The 21637-nt window shown below is 53.5% G+C and carries 22 protein-coding genes and 2 tRNA genes; 12 read left to right on the top strand and 12 right to left on the bottom strand.

The genetic code is table 11. From position 1 onward, the window contains the following. Positions 1-27: 27 nt before the first annotated feature. The 3 genes from agp to VIJ98_RS07000 form a co-directional block, all read right to left on the bottom strand. A complete protein-coding gene (gene agp / locus VIJ98_RS07010) occupies positions 28-1614 on the bottom strand; it encodes a bifunctional glucose-1-phosphatase/inositol phosphatase (RefSeq protein WP_323272983.1) in 1587 nt (528 codons plus the stop codon). 257 nt (positions 1615-1871) lie between these two features. Further along, positions 1872-1959, bottom strand: a tRNA-Ser gene (locus VIJ98_RS07005). Between the two features lie 37 nt (positions 1960-1996). After that, positions 1997-2084: transfer RNA gene (locus VIJ98_RS07000), tRNA-Ser, on the bottom strand. 222 nt (positions 2085-2306) lie between these two features. Between VIJ98_RS07000 and yccA the strand changes: the two genes are divergently transcribed. Both yccA and tusE read left to right on the top strand, forming a co-directional pair. Continuing rightward, complete coding sequence (yccA, locus tag VIJ98_RS06995) at positions 2307-2960, top strand: FtsH protease modulator YccA (protein WP_008101414.1); 654 nt, start codon at positions 2307-2309, stop codon at positions 2958-2960. A 98-nt stretch (positions 2961-3058) separates the two neighbouring features. After that, positions 3059-3385, top strand: a complete 327-nt coding sequence (gene tusE / locus VIJ98_RS06990) for a sulfurtransferase TusE (RefSeq protein WP_061717573.1) — start codon at positions 3059-3061, stop codon at positions 3383-3385. Here the strand turns inward: tusE and yccX are convergent, their stop codons facing one another. Continuing rightward, on the bottom strand, positions 3386-3664 hold the full coding sequence (gene yccX / locus VIJ98_RS06985) for an acylphosphatase (RefSeq protein WP_154152944.1): 279 nt from the start codon (positions 3662-3664) through the stop codon (positions 3386-3388). Positions 3665-3749: 85 nt separating this feature from the next. On the opposite strand from yccX, the gene rlmI reads away from it, so the two are divergent. Together rlmI and hspQ are read left to right on the top strand one after the other, a co-directional pair. Then, on the top strand, positions 3750-4940 hold the full coding sequence (rlmI, locus tag VIJ98_RS06980; RefSeq protein WP_323272980.1) for a 23S rRNA (cytosine(1962)-C(5))-methyltransferase RlmI: 1191 nt from the start codon (positions 3750-3752) through the stop codon (positions 4938-4940). Between the two features lie 59 nt (positions 4941-4999). Then, positions 5000-5317, top strand: coding sequence for a heat shock protein HspQ (gene hspQ, locus VIJ98_RS06975; protein WP_008101422.1), 318 nt, complete (start codon positions 5000-5002; stop codon positions 5315-5317). 31 nt (positions 5318-5348) lie between these two features. Here hspQ and VIJ98_RS06970 read toward each other — a convergent pair whose 3' ends face one another. Further along, positions 5349-5762 (bottom strand): CoA-binding protein, encoded by a 414-nt coding sequence (locus tag VIJ98_RS06970; RefSeq protein WP_323272977.1) that lies wholly within the window; start codon positions 5760-5762, stop codon positions 5349-5351. A gap of 177 nt (positions 5763-5939) precedes the next feature. On the opposite strand from VIJ98_RS06970, the gene VIJ98_RS06965 reads away from it, so the two are divergent. Together VIJ98_RS06965 and VIJ98_RS06960 are read left to right on the top strand one after the other, a co-directional pair. After that, positions 5940-6566 carry a DUF2057 family protein gene (locus VIJ98_RS06965; RefSeq protein ID WP_154152953.1) on the top strand — a complete coding sequence of 209 codons (627 nt, stop codon included), beginning with the start codon at positions 5940-5942 and terminating at the stop codon, positions 6564-6566. 68 nt (positions 6567-6634) lie between these two features. Continuing rightward, complete coding sequence (locus VIJ98_RS06960) at positions 6635-7096, top strand: methylglyoxal synthase (RefSeq protein ID WP_008101429.1); 462 nt, start codon at positions 6635-6637, stop codon at positions 7094-7096. A gap of 3 nt (positions 7097-7099) precedes the next feature. Here the strand turns inward: VIJ98_RS06960 and helD are convergent, their stop codons facing one another. Beyond that, a complete protein-coding gene (helD, locus tag VIJ98_RS06955) occupies positions 7100-9154 on the bottom strand; it encodes a DNA helicase IV (RefSeq protein WP_323272974.1) in 2055 nt (684 codons plus the stop codon). A gap of 123 nt (positions 9155-9277) precedes the next feature. Here helD and VIJ98_RS06950 point away from each other — a divergent pair, with 123 nt between their 5' ends. Further along, on the top strand, positions 9278-9721 hold the full coding sequence (locus tag VIJ98_RS06950) for a YccF domain-containing protein (RefSeq protein ID WP_008101434.1): 444 nt from the start codon (positions 9278-9280) through the stop codon (positions 9719-9721). Between the two features lie 9 nt (positions 9722-9730). Continuing rightward, a complete protein-coding gene (gene yccS, locus VIJ98_RS06945) occupies positions 9731-11869 on the top strand; it encodes a YccS family putative transporter (protein WP_323272972.1) in 2139 nt (712 codons plus the stop codon). On the opposite strand, the gene VIJ98_RS06940 is transcribed toward yccS, so the two are convergent. Next, on the bottom strand, positions 11866-12492 hold the full coding sequence (locus VIJ98_RS06940; protein WP_061717085.1) for a TfoX/Sxy family DNA transformation protein: 627 nt from the start codon (positions 12490-12492) through the stop codon (positions 11866-11868). The two genes, yccS and VIJ98_RS06940, sit on opposite strands and share 4 nt — an antisense overlap. 222 nt (positions 12493-12714) lie before the next feature. Between VIJ98_RS06940 and sulA the strand changes: the two genes are divergently transcribed. Next, positions 12715-13206, top strand: a complete 492-nt coding sequence (sulA, locus tag VIJ98_RS06935; RefSeq protein WP_008101440.1) for an SOS-induced cell division inhibitor SulA — start codon at positions 12715-12717, stop codon at positions 13204-13206. A gap of 350 nt (positions 13207-13556) precedes the next feature. Continuing rightward, positions 13557-14624 carry a porin OmpA gene (gene ompA, locus VIJ98_RS06930; protein ID WP_154152961.1) on the top strand — a complete coding sequence of 356 codons (1068 nt, stop codon included), beginning with the start codon at positions 13557-13559 and terminating at the stop codon, positions 14622-14624. Positions 14625-14697: 73 nt separating this feature from the next. Here ompA and matP read toward each other — a convergent pair whose 3' ends face one another. After that, positions 14698-15165: a macrodomain Ter protein MatP gene (matP, locus tag VIJ98_RS06925; RefSeq protein WP_008101445.1), complete on the bottom strand. Its 468-nt coding sequence runs from the start codon at positions 15163-15165 to the stop codon at positions 14698-14700. Between the two features lie 53 nt (positions 15166-15218). Here matP and VIJ98_RS06920 point away from each other — a divergent pair, with 53 nt between their 5' ends. Both VIJ98_RS06920 and fabA read left to right on the top strand, forming a co-directional pair. Continuing rightward, positions 15219-17081 carry an AAA family ATPase gene (locus tag VIJ98_RS06920; RefSeq protein ID WP_154152964.1) on the top strand — a complete coding sequence of 621 codons (1863 nt, stop codon included), beginning with the start codon at positions 15219-15221 and terminating at the stop codon, positions 17079-17081. A gap of 67 nt (positions 17082-17148) precedes the next feature. Further along, a complete protein-coding gene (gene fabA, locus VIJ98_RS06915) occupies positions 17149-17667 on the top strand; it encodes a bifunctional 3-hydroxydecanoyl-ACP dehydratase/trans-2-decenoyl-ACP isomerase (protein WP_007887361.1) in 519 nt (172 codons plus the stop codon). Between the two features lie 66 nt (positions 17668-17733). On the opposite strand, the gene rmf is transcribed toward fabA, so the two are convergent. From rmf to pqiA, 4 genes are all read right to left on the bottom strand, one after another. Continuing rightward, positions 17734-17901 (bottom strand): ribosome modulation factor, encoded by a 168-nt coding sequence (rmf, locus tag VIJ98_RS06910; RefSeq protein ID WP_071531634.1) that lies wholly within the window; start codon positions 17899-17901, stop codon positions 17734-17736. A 271-nt stretch (positions 17902-18172) separates the two neighbouring features. Next, entirely contained in the window at positions 18173-18739 is a 567-nt protein-coding gene (gene pqiC / locus VIJ98_RS06905; RefSeq protein WP_008101448.1) for a membrane integrity-associated transporter subunit PqiC, read from the bottom strand. After that, positions 18736-20379, bottom strand: coding sequence for an intermembrane transport protein PqiB (pqiB, locus tag VIJ98_RS06900; protein ID WP_008101450.1), 1644 nt, complete (start codon positions 20377-20379; stop codon positions 18736-18738). Before pqiB ends, pqiC begins: the two co-directional genes overlap by 4 nt. Further along, positions 20351-21634: a membrane integrity-associated transporter subunit PqiA gene (gene pqiA, locus VIJ98_RS06895; RefSeq protein WP_323272963.1), complete on the bottom strand. Its 1284-nt coding sequence runs from the start codon at positions 21632-21634 to the stop codon at positions 20351-20353. Before pqiA ends, pqiB begins: the two co-directional genes overlap by 29 nt. Positions 21635-21637: the final 3 nt, after the last annotated feature.

The raw sequence follows: 21637 nt of genomic DNA, 5'->3' as shown, positions 1-21637 counted from the left end.
CGGCGGGGTTTTGTTTTTTCAGCAAACTCAGTTGCTGGTCGCCGCTTTGGCCGGCTCTTCTGGCTTGGCTGGCGTGGCATCGGCTTGTGCTTTCTGTGCAGCTGCCGCATCGGCCTTAGCTTTGTCATCCGCTGCTTTCTGGGCAGTGGCTTTCTCGGCTTTGGCTTTCTCGGCTTTGGCTTTCTCGTCAGCCGCTTTCGCGTCTGCAGCCTTCTGTGCTGCGGCTTTATCTGCTGCTGCTTTGTCTGCAGCCGCTTTATCGGCAGCGGCCTGATCGGCTTTCTGCTTGGCATCATCTGCGGCCGGTGCGGCCGCCGCTGGTGCTGGCTGTTCTGCCGGAGCTGGTGCAGCAGCAGGCTGCAGTGGCGTACCTTGCAGAGCGCCATTCAGCGCGCCGGTGAATTGATCCCAGCTGCAGTAGCCGTTGGCATCCGTTTCACAGCCTGCCAGTTGCAGCGTGACGCGCTTCGGCGGATTTTTCAGGCTCAGCACATCGGCATCGCGCAGCTGATCGGCCGTTTGATAGACGTACTCAATTTTCAACAAATCTTTGTTGTTCTTCACATCGTGCCAGCGTTCGAATACCACCTGGCCGCCAATTGGCGTTTTCTCATCGTTGCCCGGCAACTCATAAGGCTTAACCTGCAGTGCGCTGAGTAACGATGCGATGTTGGAATCATGACCGACCATCAACGTCACTTTTGGCGCGTTGGCTTTGTCCTGATCGACTAACTGGCTGCGGATGTAATCCACCAGCGGTGCGGCCACTTCGCGCGCCACTTCAGGAGAGGCGAACAGCGCATCCTGATAACCGTTTTTGATCGACGCCAGCTCTTTCCACTGCTCAGGCGTTTTTATCTGGCCCCAGGCAACCTGATCGGCCGGGAAACCTTCGTAATATTGCAGCGTAAACGCATCCACCAGCGAGTTGCCGATTTTAAGCGGACCGCTTACGTTTGGCTCTTTACCGTTATCCGCGCTGAAGGTGTTATCGCCGCTGCTTAAATCACACTGCTTTTTGCCGTTACAGGCTGGAGCAGATTTGTAATCGACGATTTTTTCCAGATGCTGGAAGGCAGGCTTCAGTGCCAGCTTTTCATTGGCGGCGGTCATAGCAGCCAACGCTTTCTTGTTGAATTCATCGCTGCCGTCGGTGACGACCGGATTGAAGATAGGATCCATAGTGCCCATCGCATCCTGATGCGTTACCGCGATATCACAGCCAGGGAAAGCGCCAGTGATAAAGTACTGCGCGGTCGCCACGGTGCGCTGCAGGCTGTTGGCGTAGACAAAGATGTTGCTGCTGTCCGGGCAAGTACCGTTCTGGACTAAGCCCTGCTGTGCCAGCCACTGACGGGTGTAATTACCCATGTAGACTTCCAGCACGCCACCTTTAGTGGTGAGCTCACCGCCCGCGACATCCCACTGCGGCCAGCTCTTCTTGGTGGATTGTTCCAGTACGCTGCCGTTATTGGCGAGCGGCGCACGCAGGTTATGACGGCTTAACATCAGCACCTGCTGGAGTTGCATATCTCCATCCGCAGCATATGCGGAAATGCCCATCGGGAGCGCAGCGATGACTGACAACGCGCAAAGACTCAGTTTCTTGATCATTGTGCCTATTCCATAATTCATCAGTGAAACACTCTGGCTTTCAAACGATTAGCCCGCCAAAGAGCGAATTACCGCACAGTGTAACTCAGCTTGCATCGGAAAATCGCCAGATGTTTGCAAAAAACCGTGCATGGAATATAGCAGTAAACGCGCGTGGCGTTGGACAATGGCAGCAGATTGAAAAGCAACGCGATGTTTTTCGGAATCTGTGAACGCAGAAAAGCAAAAAGCCCGCATTTCTGCGGGCTTCTTTAATATGGCGGAGGAACAGAGATTCGAACTCTGGGATGGTTTCCCATCGACGGTTTTCAAGACCGTTGCCTTAAGCCACTCGGCCATCCCTCCGGGGATTTTTTGTTGCGTCATCACTCAGCAAGAGTGATGGCGGAGGAGGAGAGATTCGAACTCTCGGATGGTTTCCCATCGACGGTTTTCAAGACCGTTGCCTTAAGCCACTCGGCCACCCCTCCGCAATGAGGCGCACTATAAACATCCCCCATAACGATGTAAAGCCTGCAATGAATCGTTCGGCTGAAAAACAGCCAAATTCTATTTTTTCGGCGTCAATTTCGCCATTCTGCTCAGCGAAACAGCAATTTATCGCGTAAAGATGGGTAAAACGCCTTTTATGTCTTTCAGGCGCTGCGTATCCTCGTGCCATATTTGGTGTTTCTCTCTTTAAGGAGCGCGTGATGGAAAGAGTTTTTAGCTCGTCGCAGCAATCGTTAGTCAGCACCCACAAGGTACTGCGCAATACTTATCTGTTACTTGGCTTTACGCTGGCCTTCTCGGCGGTTACCGCAACACTGAGCACCGTGTTTGCGTTGCCTTCGCCGGGTCTGATTCTAATGCTGGTGGGCTTTTATGGTTTGATGTTCCTGACGCATAAACTGGCTAACAGCCCGGCAGGAATTCTTGCCGCCTTCGCCTTTACCGGTTTCCTCGGTTACTGCCTTGGCCCAATCCTCAGTTCGTTCCTTACTGCGGGCATGGGTGATGTGATCGCCATGGCATTAGGCGGCACCGCATTGGTGTTCTTCGGTTGTTCGGCTTATGTGCTGACCACGCGCCGTGATATGTCATTCCTGAGCGGCATGATGATGGCCGGCTTTGTGGTGCTGCTGGTGGCGGTAGTTGCTAACATCTTCCTGCAACTGCCTGCGCTGCATCTTGCTATTAGCGCCCTGTTCATCCTTTTCTCTGCCGGTGCCATCCTGTGGGAAACCAGCAACATCATTCATGGCGGTGAAACCAACTATATTCGCGCCACCGTGAGTCTGTATGTCTCGCTGTATAACATCTTTGTTAGCCTGTTGAGCCTGCTGGGCTTCGCTAACCGCGATTAAGATGCCGTAACCGTTATCAAACCCCGCTTCGGCGGGGTTTTTGCTTTTTATGGCCGGGCGAATTTACAATGTGCCGATTAACGCAATGAGGAATGACTGTGAATTTTGCCGGTAAAGAGATTGCCACCGATGCGGAAGGCTATTTGAAAAATAGCGCGGACTGGAGCGAACCGCTGGCCGCCGCCATTGCGGAGCAAGAGGCGATCGTGATGAGTGAAGCGCATTGGGAAGTGGTGCACTTTGTACGCGCGTTTTATCAGGAATTTAATACCTCGCCGGCGGTGCGCATGCTGGTGAAAGCCATGGCGCAAAAGTATGGCGAGGAGAAAGGCAACAGCCGCTATCTGTTCCGCCTCTTCCCGGAAGGTCCGGCGAAGCAAGCAACCAAAATTGCCGGATTGCCAAAACCAGCCAAGTGCCTGTAATCAGCCGGTGGTGAATCGCGTAGGCATTTCCCTGGGCTGATGCGGCTCCACCAGCACTTTATCCACGCGCGCGCTACGCGGCCCACCTGCTTTTAGCCAACTGATCAATGCATCGACCTGCTGCGCTTCACCGGATGCCAGCACTTCAACGCTGCCGTCCGCAAGATTGTGCGCATAACCGCTTAGATTCAACTCTCTGGCCTGCGCTTGCGTGTGGTAGCGAAATCCCACGCCCTGCACGATGCCATGCACCCAAATTTTGCAGCATGTGGTTGCCATTGCGTTCTCCCATCACCTTGCGTTGCAATTTGCCGCCATCCGCCGGAAAATGGCGCCTCATTTTTTCAGGTAAGCATAGCAAACTATGACCGTTCGATTGATTCTCGCAAAGGGACGTGAAAAATCCCTGCTCCGCCGCCATCCGTGGGTGTTCTCTGGTGCCGTTGCACGTATGGAAGGTAAAGCCCAGTCTGGTGAAACCATTGATGTCTGTGACAGCAATGGCAAATGGCTGGCTCGCGCCGCGTATTCTCCGCAATCACAAATTCGCGCACGCGTCTGGAGCTGGCAACAGGATGAGTCAATCGACATCACCTTCTTCGTGCGCCGCTTTGAGCAAGCGCAGTTGTGGCGTGACTGGCTGGCTAAACGTGACGGGCTGGACAGCTATCGCCTGATTGCCGGTGAATCCGATGGCATGCCGGGCGTCACCATCGATCGCTTCGGCAACTTCCTGGTGCTGCAGCTGTTATCTGCGGGTGCCGAGTATCAACGTCCAGCCATCGTATCAGCCTTGCAACAGTGCTTCCCGGATTGCGCTATTTACGATCGCTCAGACGTCGCGGTGCGTAAAAAAGAGGGACTGGAGCTGGCACAAGGCCCGGTTTCGGGTGAACTGCCGCCACCGCTGCTGCCGATTACCGAACACGGCATGAAGCTGTTGGTGGATATTCAGGGCGGCCATAAAACCGGTTATTACCTTGATCAGCGTGACAGCCGTTTTGCCACGCGTGGCTACTCAGAGAATGCACGCGTGCTGAACTGCTTCTCTTACACCGGTGGATTTGCGGTTTCGGCCTTGATGGGCGGCTGCCGTGAAGTGATCAGCGTTGATACTTCGCAAGACGCGCTCGACGTGGCGAAACAGAACGTTGAGCTCAATAGTCTGGATGTGTCGCGCGCCCAGTTCGTGCGTGACGATGTGTTCAAACTGCTGCGTCGTTATCGCGACAGCGGCGAGAAGTTCGACCTGATCGTGATGGATCCGCCGAAATTCGTTGAGAACAAGAACCAGTTGATGGGCGCGTGTCGCGGCTATAAAGACATCAACATGCTGGCCATTCAGCTGTTGAATCCCGGCGGCGTGTTACTGACCTTCTCCTGTTCTGGCCTAATGCCGACCGATTTGTTCCAGAAAATCATCGCGGATGCCGCCGTTGATGCCGGTCGTGATGTACAATTTATAGAGCAGTTCCGTCAGGCAGCCGACCATCCAGTGATCGCCAGCTATCCTGAAGGGCTTTATCTGAAAGGTTTTGCCTGCCGCGTGCTGTGACTTGAAAACGCTGTCCCTGCCTCCATATTGGTTACAGGGCAGTCTTTTGGGAGGTCACAATGATTACGACTAAATTTGGAATTGGACAGCAGGTCCGACATCGTCTCTCCGGGGTGCTCGGCGTTATCGTGGATGTCGATCCGGAGTTTTCGCTTGATGAGCCAGAAGTTGATGATGTCGCTGCCAGCGAAACGCTGCGCGCCGCGCCCTGGTATCATGTGGTGATGGAAGATGAAGAAGGCGATCAGGTGCATACCTACGTGGCGGAAGTTCAGCTGGCGGGAGAAACCTCCTTTGAACATCCCGAACAACCTTCAATGGATGAGCTGGCCGCGTCAATTCGGCAGCAGCTGCAGGCACCTAGCCTGCGACATTAATGACAACGGCGACTCAGGTCGCCGTTTTTGTTTAACGCGTGATACCCAGCCGCGGAATTTCAATCTTTGGACAACGATCCATTATCACGGTCATACCCGCATCTTGCGCCAGCACCGCCGCCTGCTCATTAATTACGCCCAACTGTAACCACAATGTATCCGCCCCAATGGCAATCGCTTCCTGTGCTACGCCCCACGCCGCTTCGGCATTGCGAAACACATCCACCATATCCACTTTTCCGGGAACATCCGCCAGCGTGGCATAGGCCGTTTGGCCAAGAAGTTGTTGACCTGCCAGTTTAGGGCTCACTGGAATCACGTCGTATCCCTGATCGAGCAAGTATTTCATCACGCCATAGCTTGGGCGATCGGGACGATCGCTGGCGCCCACTAATGCGATACGTTTGGTTTTAGTCAGCACATCGCGAATCGTTTGATCATTCATCTTTTTTCTCCTGGTTCATTCGCTTAAGTGTAGATGGCATTGCGCATTAGGCTGCAACTGCCAGGCACGAGAACTTTGCGCAGCAGCACGAATAAATATGTAAAAATGTAAATTTACTGCCATAATGTAATACTTTGCTACACATAATCGATTTACCCCCTTCTGCCGGGAGTTGAAATGAAGCTGTCTTTAACTGCTACGGGTTTACTGCTGTTGCTCGTATCAGCCTCATGCCAGGCCATCACTCTCAAGCTCGATCCCGAGATCGAACTGCTGGTGCTGGACGGGCGTAAAATCTCTGGCTCGCTGCTGAAAGGTGCTGGCAGCCTTGAGCTGGAGCGTGGGCAGCATCAGTTTCTGTTTCGTGTGGAAAAACCGGGCGCTGACGCCGCGCACTTTCAATCCGTGCCGATGATTGTCACTTTTAACGCCAACGCCCATTCGGTGGCGATTCGCTTGCCCGCGCTCAATAATCGTCGCGAACGCACTACCTTCGACAAAACGCTCAACTTCCAGCTGATTGATGAACGCGGCATGGAGATCACCAGCCTGCGCGACCATTTGCCGAAGGAAAGTGATAACGATTTCGAAAAGGCGATGGTGAATTATAATCGTGATGCCCACGCCGCTTCGGTTCCGCGTTTTGCCTTACATTCGCTGAGTGCCGGCGAGGCACAGCTGAATATGGATTACGCCTGGCAGGACGTTAGCGATCTCCCCTCTTTGCAAGGCTGGTTCAAGCGTTTTGATGCCGCCACACGTCTGCGTTTTATTAGCTGGATGAAAACCTTACGCACAAGTTGATAGTGATGAAACGCCAGGGGTAAACTCCTGCATTAACACATAATGCATGAGAAGAAACAGGAAGCCCTATGGAGCAGACCGTTCGTACCCTTCAGGTTCAGAAACATATCGCCCTCGTTGCACACGATCACTGCAAAGCCTCGCTGCTTGAATGGGTGCAAATCAACCAAAGCACGCTGCAAAAGCATGTGCTTTACGCTACCGGCACCACCGGCAATCTGATTAATCGTCATACTGGATTAGACGTTAACGCCATGCTGAGCGGCCCGATGGGCGGCGATCAGCAAGTGGGCGCGTTGATTTCGGAAGGCAAAATTGATGTGCTGATTTTCTTCTGGGACCCGCTGAATGCGGTGCCGCACGATCCGGATGTCAAAGCGCTGCTGCGCCTCGCCACAGTATGGAATATCCCGGTGGCCAATAACCGCACCACTGCAGATTTTATTATTCAGTCACCGAAGTTTGCCCAGCAGATTGAAATTCAGATTCCAGACTATCAGCGTTATCTCGCCGAACGTCTGAAACCCTAATCATCAGGCCTTACGGCTTTGCGGCACACCTAACTCGCGCAGGTGTTCGACAAATACCGAAGGCCGATCTTTATCAAACATTAGCCATACCTGCTGGCGCGCGCGCGTCATCGCCACATACGCCAGCCGGCGCTCCTCCGCATCCGGGAAATCTTCCGGCTGCGGCAGCAAACCCTCTTCCATGATGGATTCACGCGCTTCTGCCGGAAAACCGTCGCGTCCCTGATGCAGCCCCAACACAATGACGAAATCCGCCTGTTGGCCTTTGCTGGCATGAATGGTCATGAAATCCAGCTTTAACTTTGGCCAGCGCGTTTTGGCTTTATCGAGGATTGCGGGGCGCAAATGGTGGTAACGCGCCAGCAGCAGCACGCGCTCATCGGGTTTGGCATAGCCGCTCAGTTTATCGAACAGCGCTTCCAGTTGCTCCTGCGGCAGCAAAGTCACCGATTTTTTATTGCCCTTGCTCAAGCTATTTAGCGGCTTGCGCAGCTGATGCGGGTTTTGCTGTACGAAGCGATTGGCAATCTCACCAATGCGATCGTTAAAGCGATAAGTGGTATCCAGCACGCAGCGATCGCCATCACCGAAATAGTGATGGAACGCGGTGGTCAGGCTCATTTCGGCACCGCTGAAGCGATAGATTGCCTGCCAGTCATCGCCCACCGCGTAAAGGCTCGTTCGCTTGTTTTGCTGACGCAGCGCCGTCAGCAGCGCGGCTCGCTGCGGTGAGATATCCTGGAATTCATCGACCAAAATATGCTTCCACGGACTGATAAAGCGTCCTTTCTCCAGAATGGCAATCGCCTGATGAATCAGCCCGGAGAAATCGACCGCGCCTTCCTCTTTCAGCGCGCTTTTCCACGCTTTAAGTAGTGGCGCCATCAGTTTGACGCGTTTGCTGAAGTTATCGCGCTGCGCTTCTGCCACATCCGCGATCATTGCCGCCTGCGCGCCGCCGTGCATGCGCATCAAACCCAGCCAGCGCTCCATGCGCGATGCGATACGCTGCGCCAGTTTGTCATCCTTCCAAAACGGACCTTCGGGGATTTCCCACTCCAACTCATCCTGCAACCACTGACGCCAGCCGCTGGCCTGCGCTTTTTTGCTGTTGCACTGCTCACGCCAGGTCTCAATTAGCAGCTGTCGCCGCGCCTTGCTGTCGCTCTCCAGTTTGCTGATTACCGGTTGTTTGTTACTGCCTTCGCGGATGATATGCAGCGCCAGCGCATGGAAGGTACGCGCCTGAATCGCGCTCTCGCCAAGACGCGTTTGAATGCGGTCATTCATCTCTTCTGCCGCCTGACGACCAAACGCCAGCAGCAGAATTTGATCCGGTTGCGCCAGTTTGCGTTTCAGCAGCCAACCCGCGCGCGCCACCAGCACCGAGGTTTTGCCGCTGCCAGCACCTGCCAGCACCAGCAGCGCATCTTCGCCATTTACTACAGCTTCACATTGCGATGGATTGAGCGGCGTGGTTTCAACCTTGGAGAAGAATTCGTGATAATCGCTGAGGATCTTGCTGGTCCATTCACGATTGCGTTGGCGAATGGCCGTTTCACCCTGATCCAGCCATTGCTGGCAGAATTCCCAGCGTTCACGGCAGTTTTCAAACTCGGCAATACGCGCGAGGGGCAACGGCAAGGCAGAAAACTGGCGCGTAATGCTCTCTTTCACCGCGCTCAGCTCACTGCGTTTCAACCAGCGATCCTGCTGTGTAAAGGCGAGGATTTCCTGCTCCAGCGCGGCGAGCACCTCGGCGCTCACCTCGCTCATCTCCTGGCTCCACTGCTGCCAGGCGTGCTGCAAGTAATGGAAAAAGCGCTGCGTTTCCTGCCATTCGGTGCCATGCAGGCGCACCACTTTCTCATCTGGCAGCAGAAACTCCAGTTCGCCCCACACCATGCCGCGCTTGCAGGCAATGTTGAGCAACTGGTTAAACGGAATCAGATATTCATGGCGATCGCCACTGACTTCCACGCCGGCGGCCAGCAAGCGCACCCGATTATAGGGATGCTGTGCCAGACGTTTACCCATTGATGTTGCTTTCAGTTCCATGTCCGCACCGTCATGTGGAATTCGATATCGCGCAGTTTACCTGTCAGACTCTTGGCGCTCCAGCCTTAAAAAGAGCTAAACTTGGCGCCACATATTGCGGATTGCAAAAGGAAAAACACGTTTATGCGTACCGTACTTAATATTCTTAATTTCATTCTCGGCGGCTTCTTCACCACCCTCAGCTGGCTGTTCGCCACATTGGTGAGCATCGTACTGATTTTCACGTTGCCATTGACGCGCTCCTGCTGGGAAATCACCAAGCTGTCTCTGCTGCCCTTTGGCAACGAAGCGGTGCATGTCGATGTGCTTCGCCCCGACAGCAAAAGCCATGTGATGAATACTGGCGGCACCTTCCTCAACATCTTCTGGCTGATTCTGTTTGGCTGGTGGTTGTGCCTGGCGCATATCTCGGCCGGTATCGTGCAGTGTCTGACTATCATCGGCATTCCAGTTGGCATCGCCAACTTCAAAATCGCCGCAATTGCGCTGTGGCCGGTGGGCCGTCGCGTGGTCTCTGTTGAAGAAGCCCAGGCCGCGCGTGAAGCCAATGCGCGTCGCCGTTACTGAGGCCGTTCAATGATTCATGACGCCTTGCCAGGCTGGCGACGTTATCTGTTTAACAGCAGCCTGCGCTATTTGCTGCGCATCTTCTTTGCCTTAACCGGATGCGCGGCGGTGCCGTGGTGGCTGCACCAAATCGAGTGGACCATTCCGCTGACGCTGGGTGTAGTCGCTGCGGCGCTGGCGGATCTCGACGATCGCTGGATTGGGCGTGTGCGCAATCTGTTGATCACGCTGGTGTGTTTCTGTATTGCTTCGGTGTCGGTGGAACTGTTGTTCCCCCATCCTTGGGCATTCGGTTTGGGCCTGGCGCTTTCCAGCTGGGGCTTTATTTTGCTCGGTGCGTTGGGACAGCGTTATGCCACCATCGCCTTCGGTGCGCTGCTGATTGCGGTTTACACCATGCTGGGCATCGGCTTATTCCCACAATGGTGGATGCAGCCCGCGCTGCTATTGAACGGTGCCCTTTGGTACAACTTACTGACCTTTATCGGTCATTTGATGTTCCCGGTGCGCCCGGTACAGGAGCAGCTGGCAGGCAGTTTTTCCCAGCTGGCGCGTTATCTCGAAGCCAAAGCGAACCTGTTTGATCCCGATGGCGGCGATCAGGATGACGCCACGCTGGTTGCCACAGCGATGGTTAACAGTCAGTTGGTGGCACAGCTGAATCTCACCAAAAGTACGATTCAAAGCCGTTTGCGTGGTGATCGCGGTTCACGCAGCACGCGCCGCAGCCTGCACTACTATTTTGTCGCGCAGGATATCCATGAGCGCGCCAGCTCCTCGCATCTGCAATACCATCTGCTGCGTGATAACTGGCGTTACAACGAAGTGCTGTTCCGTTTCCAGCGCCTGATGAATATGCAAGCGCGTGCCTGTAGGCAGCTGGCGGAGACCATTTTGCTGCGTCAGTCGTGGCATCACGACAGCCATTTTGAACGCACCTTCGAACGTCTGGAAACCGCACTGCAACGTCTTCAGCAGAATGAGCCGCAGGATCCACACATTCACGCGCTGTTTTGGCTGCTGCGTAATCTGCGTGCTATTGATGCGCAACTGGCGTCGATTGAATCAGAACAGATGCTGGCCGAACCGCCCCCACAGAGCGATCACCATCTATCACGGGAAGGACTCAGCGGCTGGGCGGATATCCGTTTGCGCCTCAGTCGCCATCTTAGTCCGCAATCTGCCCTGTTCCGCCATGCGGTGCGTATGTCGCTGGTGCTGTGCGTTGGCTACGCCTTCATTAAAATCACCGGCGTCGATCGCGGTTACTGGATCTTGTTGACCAGCCTGTTTGTCTGCCAGCCCAACTACAACGCCACTCGACGACGCCTCGCATTGCGTATTGGTGGCACCTTAGCCGGCATCGCTATCGGCCTGCCGGTCTTGTGGCTGGTGCCCTCGATTGAAGGTCAGTTGGTGCTGATTGTACTGAGCGGCGTGCTGTTCTTCGCCTTCCGCCAGATTCAGTATGCTCAAGCCACCTTGTTTATCACTTTGCTGGTTCTGCTGTGCTTCAATTTGCTCGGCGAAGGTTTTGAAGTGGCGCTACCGCGCGTGGTGGACACCTTACTGGGCTGCGGTCTGGCGTGGCTGGCCGTGGCCTTTGTCTGGCCAGACTGGCGTTTTCGCAAAATCACTGCCGTTGCCGATCGTACACTGGATGCGAACTGCCGCTATCTGGATGCGATTATGGAGCAATACCATCAAGGCAAGGACAATCGTCTCGCTTATCGTGTGGCACGTCGCGATGCGCATAACGCCGATGCCGAGCTAGCGTCAGTGGTGTCAAACATCAGTGGTGAACTCAAGCTACAACAACCGCTACGTGAGAATGCGTTTCGACTGCTGTGCCTGAACCACTCCTTCCTCAGCTATATCTCCGCATTGGGAGCGCACCGCGAACATCTCGCGGATAGCACCTTGCTTACCTTACTGGATGACGCCGTCTGCTTCATTGAAGATGTGCTGCAGATCGACCGGGTTACGGATGCTCAAGCCACTGAGATGCAGCAGACGCTAATGCAGCGCATGAGCGAGATGAAAAACAGCCCGGATACACGCGCACCACTAGTGATTCAGCAATTGGGCTTGTTAGTCGCGCTGCTGCCTGAAATCGCCCGTCTACGCCGTACCCTCGTCAACGATTAAAGCGGTTGATGCTCCGCCGCGTGCTGGCGGAGCATTTTTAGATACCAGGTATAAAGCTCTTGCCTGATTGCGCTGGGTAACGCTGCTTCATGATGTCCTGATATTGCACCTTCCAGCGCCAACAGCGTTTTTAACCCAATGTGCTTATTCACCGCCCGCAGTTTCAGCCAGCTTTGTCGCGACCCTGTTTCACACAGCAATTGCACCGAACTGATCCCTACCTTATGCAGCATCAACTCTAATCGGAGGCTTAAATTCGGCAGATCTTTCAGACGCAGCGAGACAAGTCTGGTAGCCGCTTCATCCTGTGCGGCACGCAGAGAACATGCTGACAGCTGCAATAACTGTTCAGGGTTTTGCCACAATTGCGTATCCACTTTGAAGTAGCTCAGTGTCACCGGCACGCCACGCTTACGGTACACCAGCGGTTCCAGTGAACGCTGTGCGTTATAGACGTGAAGCGCCTCGCTGGCTCGAAGATAGAGTGCATCCTCATTGATATACGCAAAAATTACCTTCTCAACAGTCAGTGCATAACCACCAAATTGCGTGCGCGATTCAATTTTACCTAATGCTGCCAACTGCGCTTTCGATTGCTCAACTACCGGGTTATATCTCTTCATAACGCCCCCTTCAATGGATTCCATGCGCGGGAAATTTCCTATAAAAGCTCGCAGATTCATCTGGTTAGAAGATAAAAAAAACGATTTAGCTGTTCAATGAATAAAAGCAGGCGGGCGGTATCTTGTGCAGAAATTGCGAGGCGTTTTCAGAAATTGAGGTTGATCTTTATCCAGGAAGCTATTACTGTACATCCATACAGTTCATTACTGAGTGATTAAATTATGCGTACTCATTTCTCTGGCTCTGCTGACCGTTCAAATCGTTTCGCTTCATCCAGCTTAGCGCAACCTTCGCTGGGTGGAATCACTGAACTGCGTTCCAGCGAACAACCTGGAATGATGCAACTTATGCTGTTGCCGGTACTAAAACAGCTTAGTGAGCAATCACGCTGGCAGCTGTGGCTCACTCCAGCGCATAAGCTGAATCGTAACTGGATGCAGCAGTCGGGATTGCCGTTAGAAAAGAGTATGCATATCACCGAATCTGAGCGTTTTAACACCGTGGAAAGTATGGTGAAAGCATTACGTACGGGTAATTACAGCGTCGTTCTTGCCTGGATTCCGTACGAATTGAGTGATGAAGAGCGATTAGAATTGGAACAAGCAGCGGCGGAAGGTGAAGCACTCGGTCTGATTTTGCGTCCGCAGGGACGTCAATATGCCCCTTCCAGACAACCTAACTCAGCAAAAATTCCGTCTGAATTGTTTCATTAAGTAAATTCCAGGAATTTTCTCAGCATTTTTTTTGCATAAGTTGCATCTAAGCTACTGATTCTTTTCCCGCCAGCTATGACAATGGCTTAGACGCTTTTTTGTTTTCTAATACCGAAGATTTAGCCAGGTGATTTGTTAAAATGTGTGTATAAATCGCTGTTTTTTTGCTGCCCGGCGTCACATCATACTTGTAAGTTTCCAATCTCGTTGTAGACTTTAGCTCGCCAGGGTGCTCAATAACCTCCGTTTTTTCGGTAGAGTCAAAAGCGAGCGTTTAGACCCGGCGAAGGATTAACACAAAGAGCAACCTTTTTGCTCATTGCCTATTTGGATGATAACGAGGCGCAAAAATGAAAAAGACAGCTATCGCAATTGCAGTGGCACTGGCTGGCTTCGCTACCGTAGCGCAGGCCGCACCTAAAGATAACACCTGGTACACCGGTGCTAAACTGGGCTGGTCTCAGTATCACGATACTGGTTACTACGGTAACGGTTACGAGAACAACGACGGTCCAACTCACGAATCTCAGCTGGGTGCTGGTGCATTCGCTGGTTACCAAGCTAACCCGTACCTGGGCTTCGAGCTGGGCTACGACTGGTTGGGCCGTATGCCTAACAAAGGCAACGTGACCAATGGCGCGTTCAAAGCACAAGGCGTTCAGCTGGCTGCTAAACTGAGCTACCCAATCACCGAAGACTTCGATGTCTACACCCGTCTGGGTGGCATGGTATGGCGTGCAGACTCTACTCAGAACACCGATGGCGTTCGTCACAGCGACCACGATACCGGCGTTTCTCCGCTGGCTGCTGTTGGTGTTGAATACGCACTGACCAAAAACTGGGCGACGCGCCTGGACTATCAGTGGGTTAACAACATCGGTGACGCAGGTACCGTTGGTGCGCGTCCAGACAACAGCATGCTGAGCGTCGGCGTTTCTTACCGTTTCGGTCAGGAAGAAGATGCAGCGCCAGTTGTAGCTCCGGCTCCAGCTCCAGCGCCAGTTGTTGAAACCAAGCGTTTCACTCTGAAGTCTGACGTTCTGTTCACCTTCAACAAGGCAACTCTGAAGCCTGAAGGTCAGCAGGCTCTGGATCAGCTGTACAGCCAGCTGAGCTCAATGGATCCGAAAGACGGTTCTGTTGTAGTACTGGGCTTCACCGATCGCATCGGTTCAGAGCAGTACAACCAGAAACTGTCTGAGAAACGTGCTCAGTCTGTAGTTGATTACCTGGTATCTAAAGGTATCCCTTCTAACAAGATCTCTGCACGCGGTATGGGCAAATCTAACCCAGTTACTGGCAACACCTGTGACAGCGTGAAAGGCCGTAATGCCCTGATCGACTGCCTGGCGCCAGACCGTCGCGTTGAAATCGACGTGAAAGGTATCAAAGACGTTGTAACTCAGCCACAGGCTTAAGTTATCACGCAGTAAAAAACCCCGCTAAGGCGGGGTTTTTTTATGGCTAAATGTAATGAGAACGAAAAGAATTCTACTCTTTTTCCGAGCCACCATTCCCAAGGATCGCCTGCAGATCTTGCTTCAGCGTAGACATCTGGCTGGCATACTTCTCTTTGCGTTCGGCATCTTCAATCAACTGGACGATGGTTTCTGATAGCGTATTACTGCGACGCTGCGCCAATCCCGCTAGTCGCTGCCACACCAGATATTCCAGATCGATCGATTTCTTACGCGTATGTTGATGCTCGGCATTAAAGTGACGCTTACGGCGCGCACGTATCGTCTGCTTGAGACGATTCTCCAAATCAGGATGAATGTGCTGAGCGATCCACTCGTTAACCTCAACCGGGCTATTTTCCATCGATAGCAGCGTATCAACCGCAGCTTGCGCCGCGCTAAGCTCAAGATGACGGGTGATCAGTTCACCCTCCCGATGCTTTTTCACCAGGTATTTCCACTTCCATCCACTTTCAAGATTTTCGAGTTGCTGGTATTTCATCGGAATCTCATCGTGATCACGTAACAAACTAAGAATAACAGCTTTTTTCCTGGATGCAGCAAGGAAAAACATGTTGCAGCCGTCACAATCCGGGCCGGAACTCCGCCGTGATTAACCGGGTTGATTCCTGTATAATCGCGCTTTTCCTAAATCAGACTAATGCGAATATTTTGACCAGCACTCAAATTACGTGGCAAGCCCTGCAGCCGGATAGCAACCGCTACCAATCCATTTTCTCGAACGTCTCACTGGAAGATTGCGATAGTCTTGCCGCGGTTCAGCCGCGTCTGCTGAATGCGCTGGCGCATTTGCATCATCAAACCCTGGGTTTTCCACTGCTGTTATTGCGCAGTCAGGAAAATAGCGATTACCTGGCCTGCATCGCCGATGCAGCGCAGCGTTTCCAGCCGGATGAGATTGCTCTCTACGGTGGTGACTATCATGTGATGGGCGACAACGTTAGCCTACTCGCGCCCACCGATATCAATCGTCCGTTTACCAGCCAGGGCGGCGTGCATTTCGCCGACTGGATTGAAGCTGAGCAACTGTTCGGTTGCGTACGTCAATATAAAGACCGTGTGCAGCCTGAACCAGGCTTACTGCATCGCGCCAATGGCGGCACGTTAATACTTGCGGTCAATACTTTGCTGGCACAGCCGCTGTTGTGGCTACGTCTGCGTAAGTGCATTGAGCAAGGTCGCTTCGATTGGTATTCACAGGATGAGCGTCAACCGCTGCCCGTCGCCATTCCCTCGCTACCGCTGCAACTGCGTCTGGTACTGTGTGGCGATCGTGATGCACTGGCCGCCTTCCAGGAAATGGACGTCGAAGTTCATGAGATGGCGCTGTATAGCGAATTTGAAGAGAGCTTACAGATTCTCGACGAAGACGACATGACGTCATGGTGCCAATGGACGCTGACCCAAGCTGAACAGGCCGGATTAGCGCAGCCTGAAGCGGATTTCTGGCCATTGTTGATCACCGAAGCGGCACGCATGACCGGTGATCAAGACACCTTACCGCTCTGCCCACGCTGGCTTCGTCGTCAGCTGCAGGAAACGGCGCTGCATGGCGACAGCATCAATGCCGAAGCGCTGAAAGAAGCACTGGAAGCACGCCAGTGGCGTGAAGGCTTCCTCGCCGATCGCATGCGCGATGAAATCCTGCTTAATCAGATCATGATTGAGACTGAAGGCGAAGTGGTCGGCCAAATCAATGGCCTTTCGGTGGTTGAGTTCCCTGGTCATCCGCGTCCGTGGGGCGAACCTTCACGCATTACCTGTGTGGTTCATCCGGGCGATGGCGAGTTCACCGATGTGGAGCGTAAAGCCGAATTGGGTGGCAACATTCATGCGAAAGGCATGATGATTATGCAAGCCTACCTGATTGCCGAGCTGGAACTGGAGCAACAGCTGCCCTTCTCGGCTTCGCTGGTGTTTGAACAATCCTATTCTGAAGTAGATGGCGACAGCGCCTCGCTGGCCGAGCTGTGTGCGTTAATCAGTGCACTGGCTAACCAGCCGGTTAACCAGCAGATTGCGGTGACCGGTTCAGTCGATCAGTTTGGTAACGTGCAGCCCGTCGGCGGCCTGAATGAAAAAATTGAAGGCTTCTTCCACATCTGCAACTCACGTGAACTGACCGGTAAGCAAGGTGTGATTTTCCCTGCCAGTAACGCGCGCCATCTCAGTTTGAATCAGGACGTAGTGGAAGCGGTTAAAGCCGGACAATTCCATCTTTGGGCCATTGAGAGCGTAGATGAAGCGCTGCCGCTGCTAACCGGCGTTGCCTGGCAGAGTGAAAGCGGCGAATCATTGCTTAGCACCATTCAGGAACGCATTACCCAGTTGAATCAGCAGGAAGCTCGCCTGCGTCCATGGCCATTACGTTGGCTCAACTGGTTCAACCACAGTTGATAAGATTGCTCAGCGTACAACTGTTCGCTAATATTCGGGCTTCACTAAAAGAAGGCATATTGAGAACATGGTAGATAAACGCGAATCCTATAGTAAAGAAGACCTGGTTGCCTCGGGTCGCGGCGAACTGTTTGGCGAAAATGGACCGCCGCTTCCATCCAACAACATGTTGATGATGGACCGCGTGGTCAAAATGACCGAAGACGGCGGTAAATTCGATAAAGGTTTCGTAGAAGCCGAACTGGATATCCGCCCTGACCTGTGGTTCTTTGACTGCCACTTCATTGGCGATCCGGTGATGCCGGGTTGTCTCGGCCTTGATGCGATGTGGCAGCTGGTTGGTTTCTACCTCGGCTGGCTAGGCGCAGAAGGTAAAGGCCGCGCATTGGGCGTGGGTGAAGTGAAGTTCACTGGACAAGTCCTGCCTACCGCGAAGAAAGTGACCTACAAAATTCACTTCAAGCGTGTGATCAACCGTAAACTGGTGATGGGCGTGGCAGATGGTGAAGTCTTCGTTGACGGGAACCTGATTTACTCTGCGACTGATTTGAAAGTGGGTCTGTTCAAAGACACTTCCGCTTTCTAGTCCTTCCAAACGAAAACCTCCGCACGCAGCGGAGGTTTCTTCCATAATGATAGACATCCAGCAGTGCTAGGCCACCGCTGACCTGTCCTCCATGGCTTGACGCCAACCTCCCAACCAGTGAGACCGTGCATCGATCAATTGATAAGGGCATATCTCTTTTGAACGCCCTGTAATCCCGGCTTGGTAGCCTCGTGAATGTGCTCGTTCCAGGCGGTCTCTCTTCTGTCTCTTCATGCCTCGTTTCCCTCATTTTTCAGGTCTGGTGGAATCTGGGTGGAAAGAAAGAGTGGCGATATAATGTTCAACCACAGTAATGTTCTAACCCGATGCAGAAGAAAGGTCAATGCGCAAAATTCACGCCAATGTCATGTTTTTGACGTTAAAGTGCCATGTAGAATTGTCAGTGGAATGTCTATCTGGCTGATTAGGCAATAAAAAAAGCCCCTGATTTGACTGCGATCACACTACAGCAAATCAAGGACTTAGCATAAGCATCGAACAAATCTTAATTTAGCGAAACGACACTATTTGCGATTTGTTGCGCCGTTTGCTGCCAGCCGAGAGCCAGAGTACGCACCAACGCATCATAGCCATCTTCAGTTTGCGGCAGCGTCAGATTAAAGCCATGTTTGATTAGGCGCCCTTGATGCTGCAGTAACCATTCGCCACTCACCACCACTTGCCCATCGTAACGTCCCTGGAAACCGGTGACATTGACGGAAAGCGTATCGTGGCTATCGCCCAGCGGAGCACCAGCAACCAAACGACCAGGCAGCGCTTTGCTGAGATTACTGATCAGCGTTTGCTGCAGCTGTTGATCGAGCGGACTGGCCCACAGGTTATTGGCCGCAATCACGTACTTCACATCGCTGGTCTGATACACCAGGCCATTGCCCGCCATATAATCCGGCACTGTCACCTGCTCGACCCAAATCATCGGCTGTCCAGTGCCAGCGGCACTTTCAACGCGCGCCACATTATTGCCTGCCGGCAGCTGATAATAGGTATTTTCAATGGTGCTGCTGCAGCCTGCCAGCAGCAACAGCGCCCCGATAATTAGCCCTTTTTTCACTGTTTCGCCCTCTTTGGCTGTGGATCCTGGCCCGGCTTGGCTTCAAACACCAGCGCGTTACTTTTGCTATTCAGCGTTTTCAGCACCGGCTGCAGTTCACGTAAAACCTGATCAAGCCGCTGCATATCGCCCACCAGCTTGCTGTAAGCCGGCGAACCTGGCTGCAGCCCTTTCATACTACGATTCAGTTCGCGCAGGGTTTGCTGCATATCTGAAGGCAGCGTTTTCATCGCCGGATTCGCCGTGACCTGATTGAGGTTATCCAGCGTCTTCTGTAGTTGCTGCAGCGTGCGCTGACTCTCTTTCAAGGTACCGGTGGCTTCGTTCAGCACAGGATTGAGTGGCAAGCCGTTAATCTTATCCAGCGCCGCCATCAATTTCTGCTGAATCTGCGCCAGGCCGCCGCTGACGGTCGGAATCACTTCCAGGCCTGCCACTTCGTTCGGGCCTTTATACGCCGGTGCGTTGTCGTAGAAATCAAGATCGATAAACAGCGCGCCAGACAGCAGGTTACCGGTCTTCAGCGTCGCACGCAGACCGCGTTTTTTGCCTTCCTGCAGATGCTGCTCAAGATTGAAATCCCCGCCCAGACGATTAACAAAACGGTCCGGCTCAATGCGGATCAGCACTGGCACACGATAGTCAGTATTCAGCGCCTGGTTCACGCCTGGAATCATGTAAGGCACTTGTGAAACCGTACCCAGACGAATGCCACGGAACTCAACCGGTGCGCCAACCTGCAAGCCACGAATCGAATCGGTGAAGAACAGCAGGAAATCGGTGTGAGCGCTGTAGAGCGAATCCTGGATGCTGCGCTGATCGTCGTAAAGATGGTATTCCGCTTTGTTCTCCGCAGCACGGCCCAACTCAGCGCCGTCCGGCACGTCAAAACTGACGCCGCCGCTGAACAGCGTGGTGAGCGATCCCATCTCTACGCGCATGCCGGATGCCGACATATCTACCGCAATGCCGCTGTCTTTCCAGAAGCGCACGTTGGTGGTAATGAGGCGATCATAAGGCGCCGAGATAAACAGCTGGTAAGCCATCATGCGTTTATCGGTATCAAAGGTGCTGGTTTCTACCGAGCCGACACGATAACCACGGAACAGCACCGGATCGCCCGGATTCAACTGCCCTGCTTTCTTACTGTCAAGCGTGACACGAATGCCTTTGGCATCCGGCGGCGCTAACGGCGGCGCATCCAGCAGTTGGTATCTCTCTGGCTTATCGCCCTTCGCGCCCGGCTGCAGTTCAATGTATGCACCCGACAACAAGGTACCTAAACCGGAAATACCTTCGCGGCCAATTTGCGGTTTGACCACCCAGAATGCGCTATCGCCCTGCAGCAGTTTTTCCATGCCGGAGTTGAGACGCGCTTTAATCTCTACGTGATGCAGATCGTCGGTCAGAACCGCGCTTTCCACCACGCCGACGTTAACGCTGCGGCTTTTAATGGTGGTTTTACCGGCTTCAATGCCTTCCGCATTCTCGGTAATCAGCGTGACTTCCGGGCCCTGATGGCTGAAGTGATAAAAAAGAATCCATCCGCCGATTAACAGCGTGACGATGGGTACAATCCAGACCGGTGACCAGCGTTTAATCTGGTCGACCTTAGCAGTCCCGTGATGGTTGTCCGTCAAGACGCGGCTCCTTACGTTCAGTTTCTCGTTGTCGATCCCACAGCAGGCGCGGATCAAAGGTCATGGCGGCGAACATCGTGAGAATCACCACCATGGCAAACAGCAGCGCACCCGGCGCAGGATACACACTCATCAGCCTTCCCATCCGCACCAGCGCAGAGAGAACGGCGATGACAAACACATCAATCATTGACCAGCGGCCAACGAACTCAACCACCTCATAAATCACGTGCATCTTTTCATCATCGCGCCCGCCGCGTCCGCTGCCGTGCCAACACAGCCAGGCGATCGCGAGCATTTTCAGCGAAGGCACCATGATACTGGCGATGAATATCACCAGCGCTACCGGCCACGAACCGTCGCTCCACAGCAAAATCACCCCGGCCATAATGTTCGAAGGATATTGCGAACCGAGCGTTTCGGTCACCATGATCGGCATGATATTGGAGGGAATGTAGAGCATCACCGAGGTGATCAGCAGCGCCAGCGTCCATTGCAGACTGTTCTTGCGGCGCGCATGCGCCTTCACACCACAACGCGGACACGACAGTTGGTCGGCGGGCAGAATAGCAGTACAACAAGGACAACTACGCAAACCCTGTTTTAAGCCGCTAATACCGGCCAGCGGCACTTTCGGCAGCGGCGGTAACGGATCGATACGTTGCCACACCCAGCGGCGATCAACGCATTGAAACGCCCGCAGATGCAGCACGCAGAACAGACACCACGGCCAGAAGCTGCTGCCGAGGCCAATTTCACCGTACGCCATCAGCTTGACGAAACTGACCAGCACGCCAGCCATAAAGATTTCCGCCATGCCCCAACTACGCAGCTGAAACAGCACGCGCGCCAACCCAAGCCGCAGGTTATGCGGCATGCGAACGTTATTGACCAGCAGGATAATGGTGATCATGCAGAAGGCTGGAATGCCCTGCACAAACAGCAGAAACAGCGTTGCCAGGCTGCGGTAATCTTCACGATCCATCACCTGCGGAATTTCGAGCAGCGATATCTGGCTGCTCAATCCCGCGACGTGCATATTGATGAAAGGAAACAGATTGGCCAGCACCAGCATAAACAGCGCCGAAAGGGCGTAGCCGGTCGGACGTCGACGCGGCTCCTGCCAGTTGGCTTGCAGCGTGGTGTGACAACGCGGGCAACGCGCACGGCTGCCGACCGGTACAGCGGGCAGCTTTACTGTTAAATCACACTGTGGACAAAGACTCCACTGATGCGCTTGATCCGCTGCACACATGCT

The organism is Pantoea sp. S18 (genome assembly GCF_045689705.1).
Lineage (GTDB): Bacteria > Pseudomonadota > Gammaproteobacteria > Enterobacterales > Enterobacteriaceae > Pantoea > Pantoea symbiotica.
This window is presented reverse-complemented; position numbering and strand designations above follow the sequence as displayed.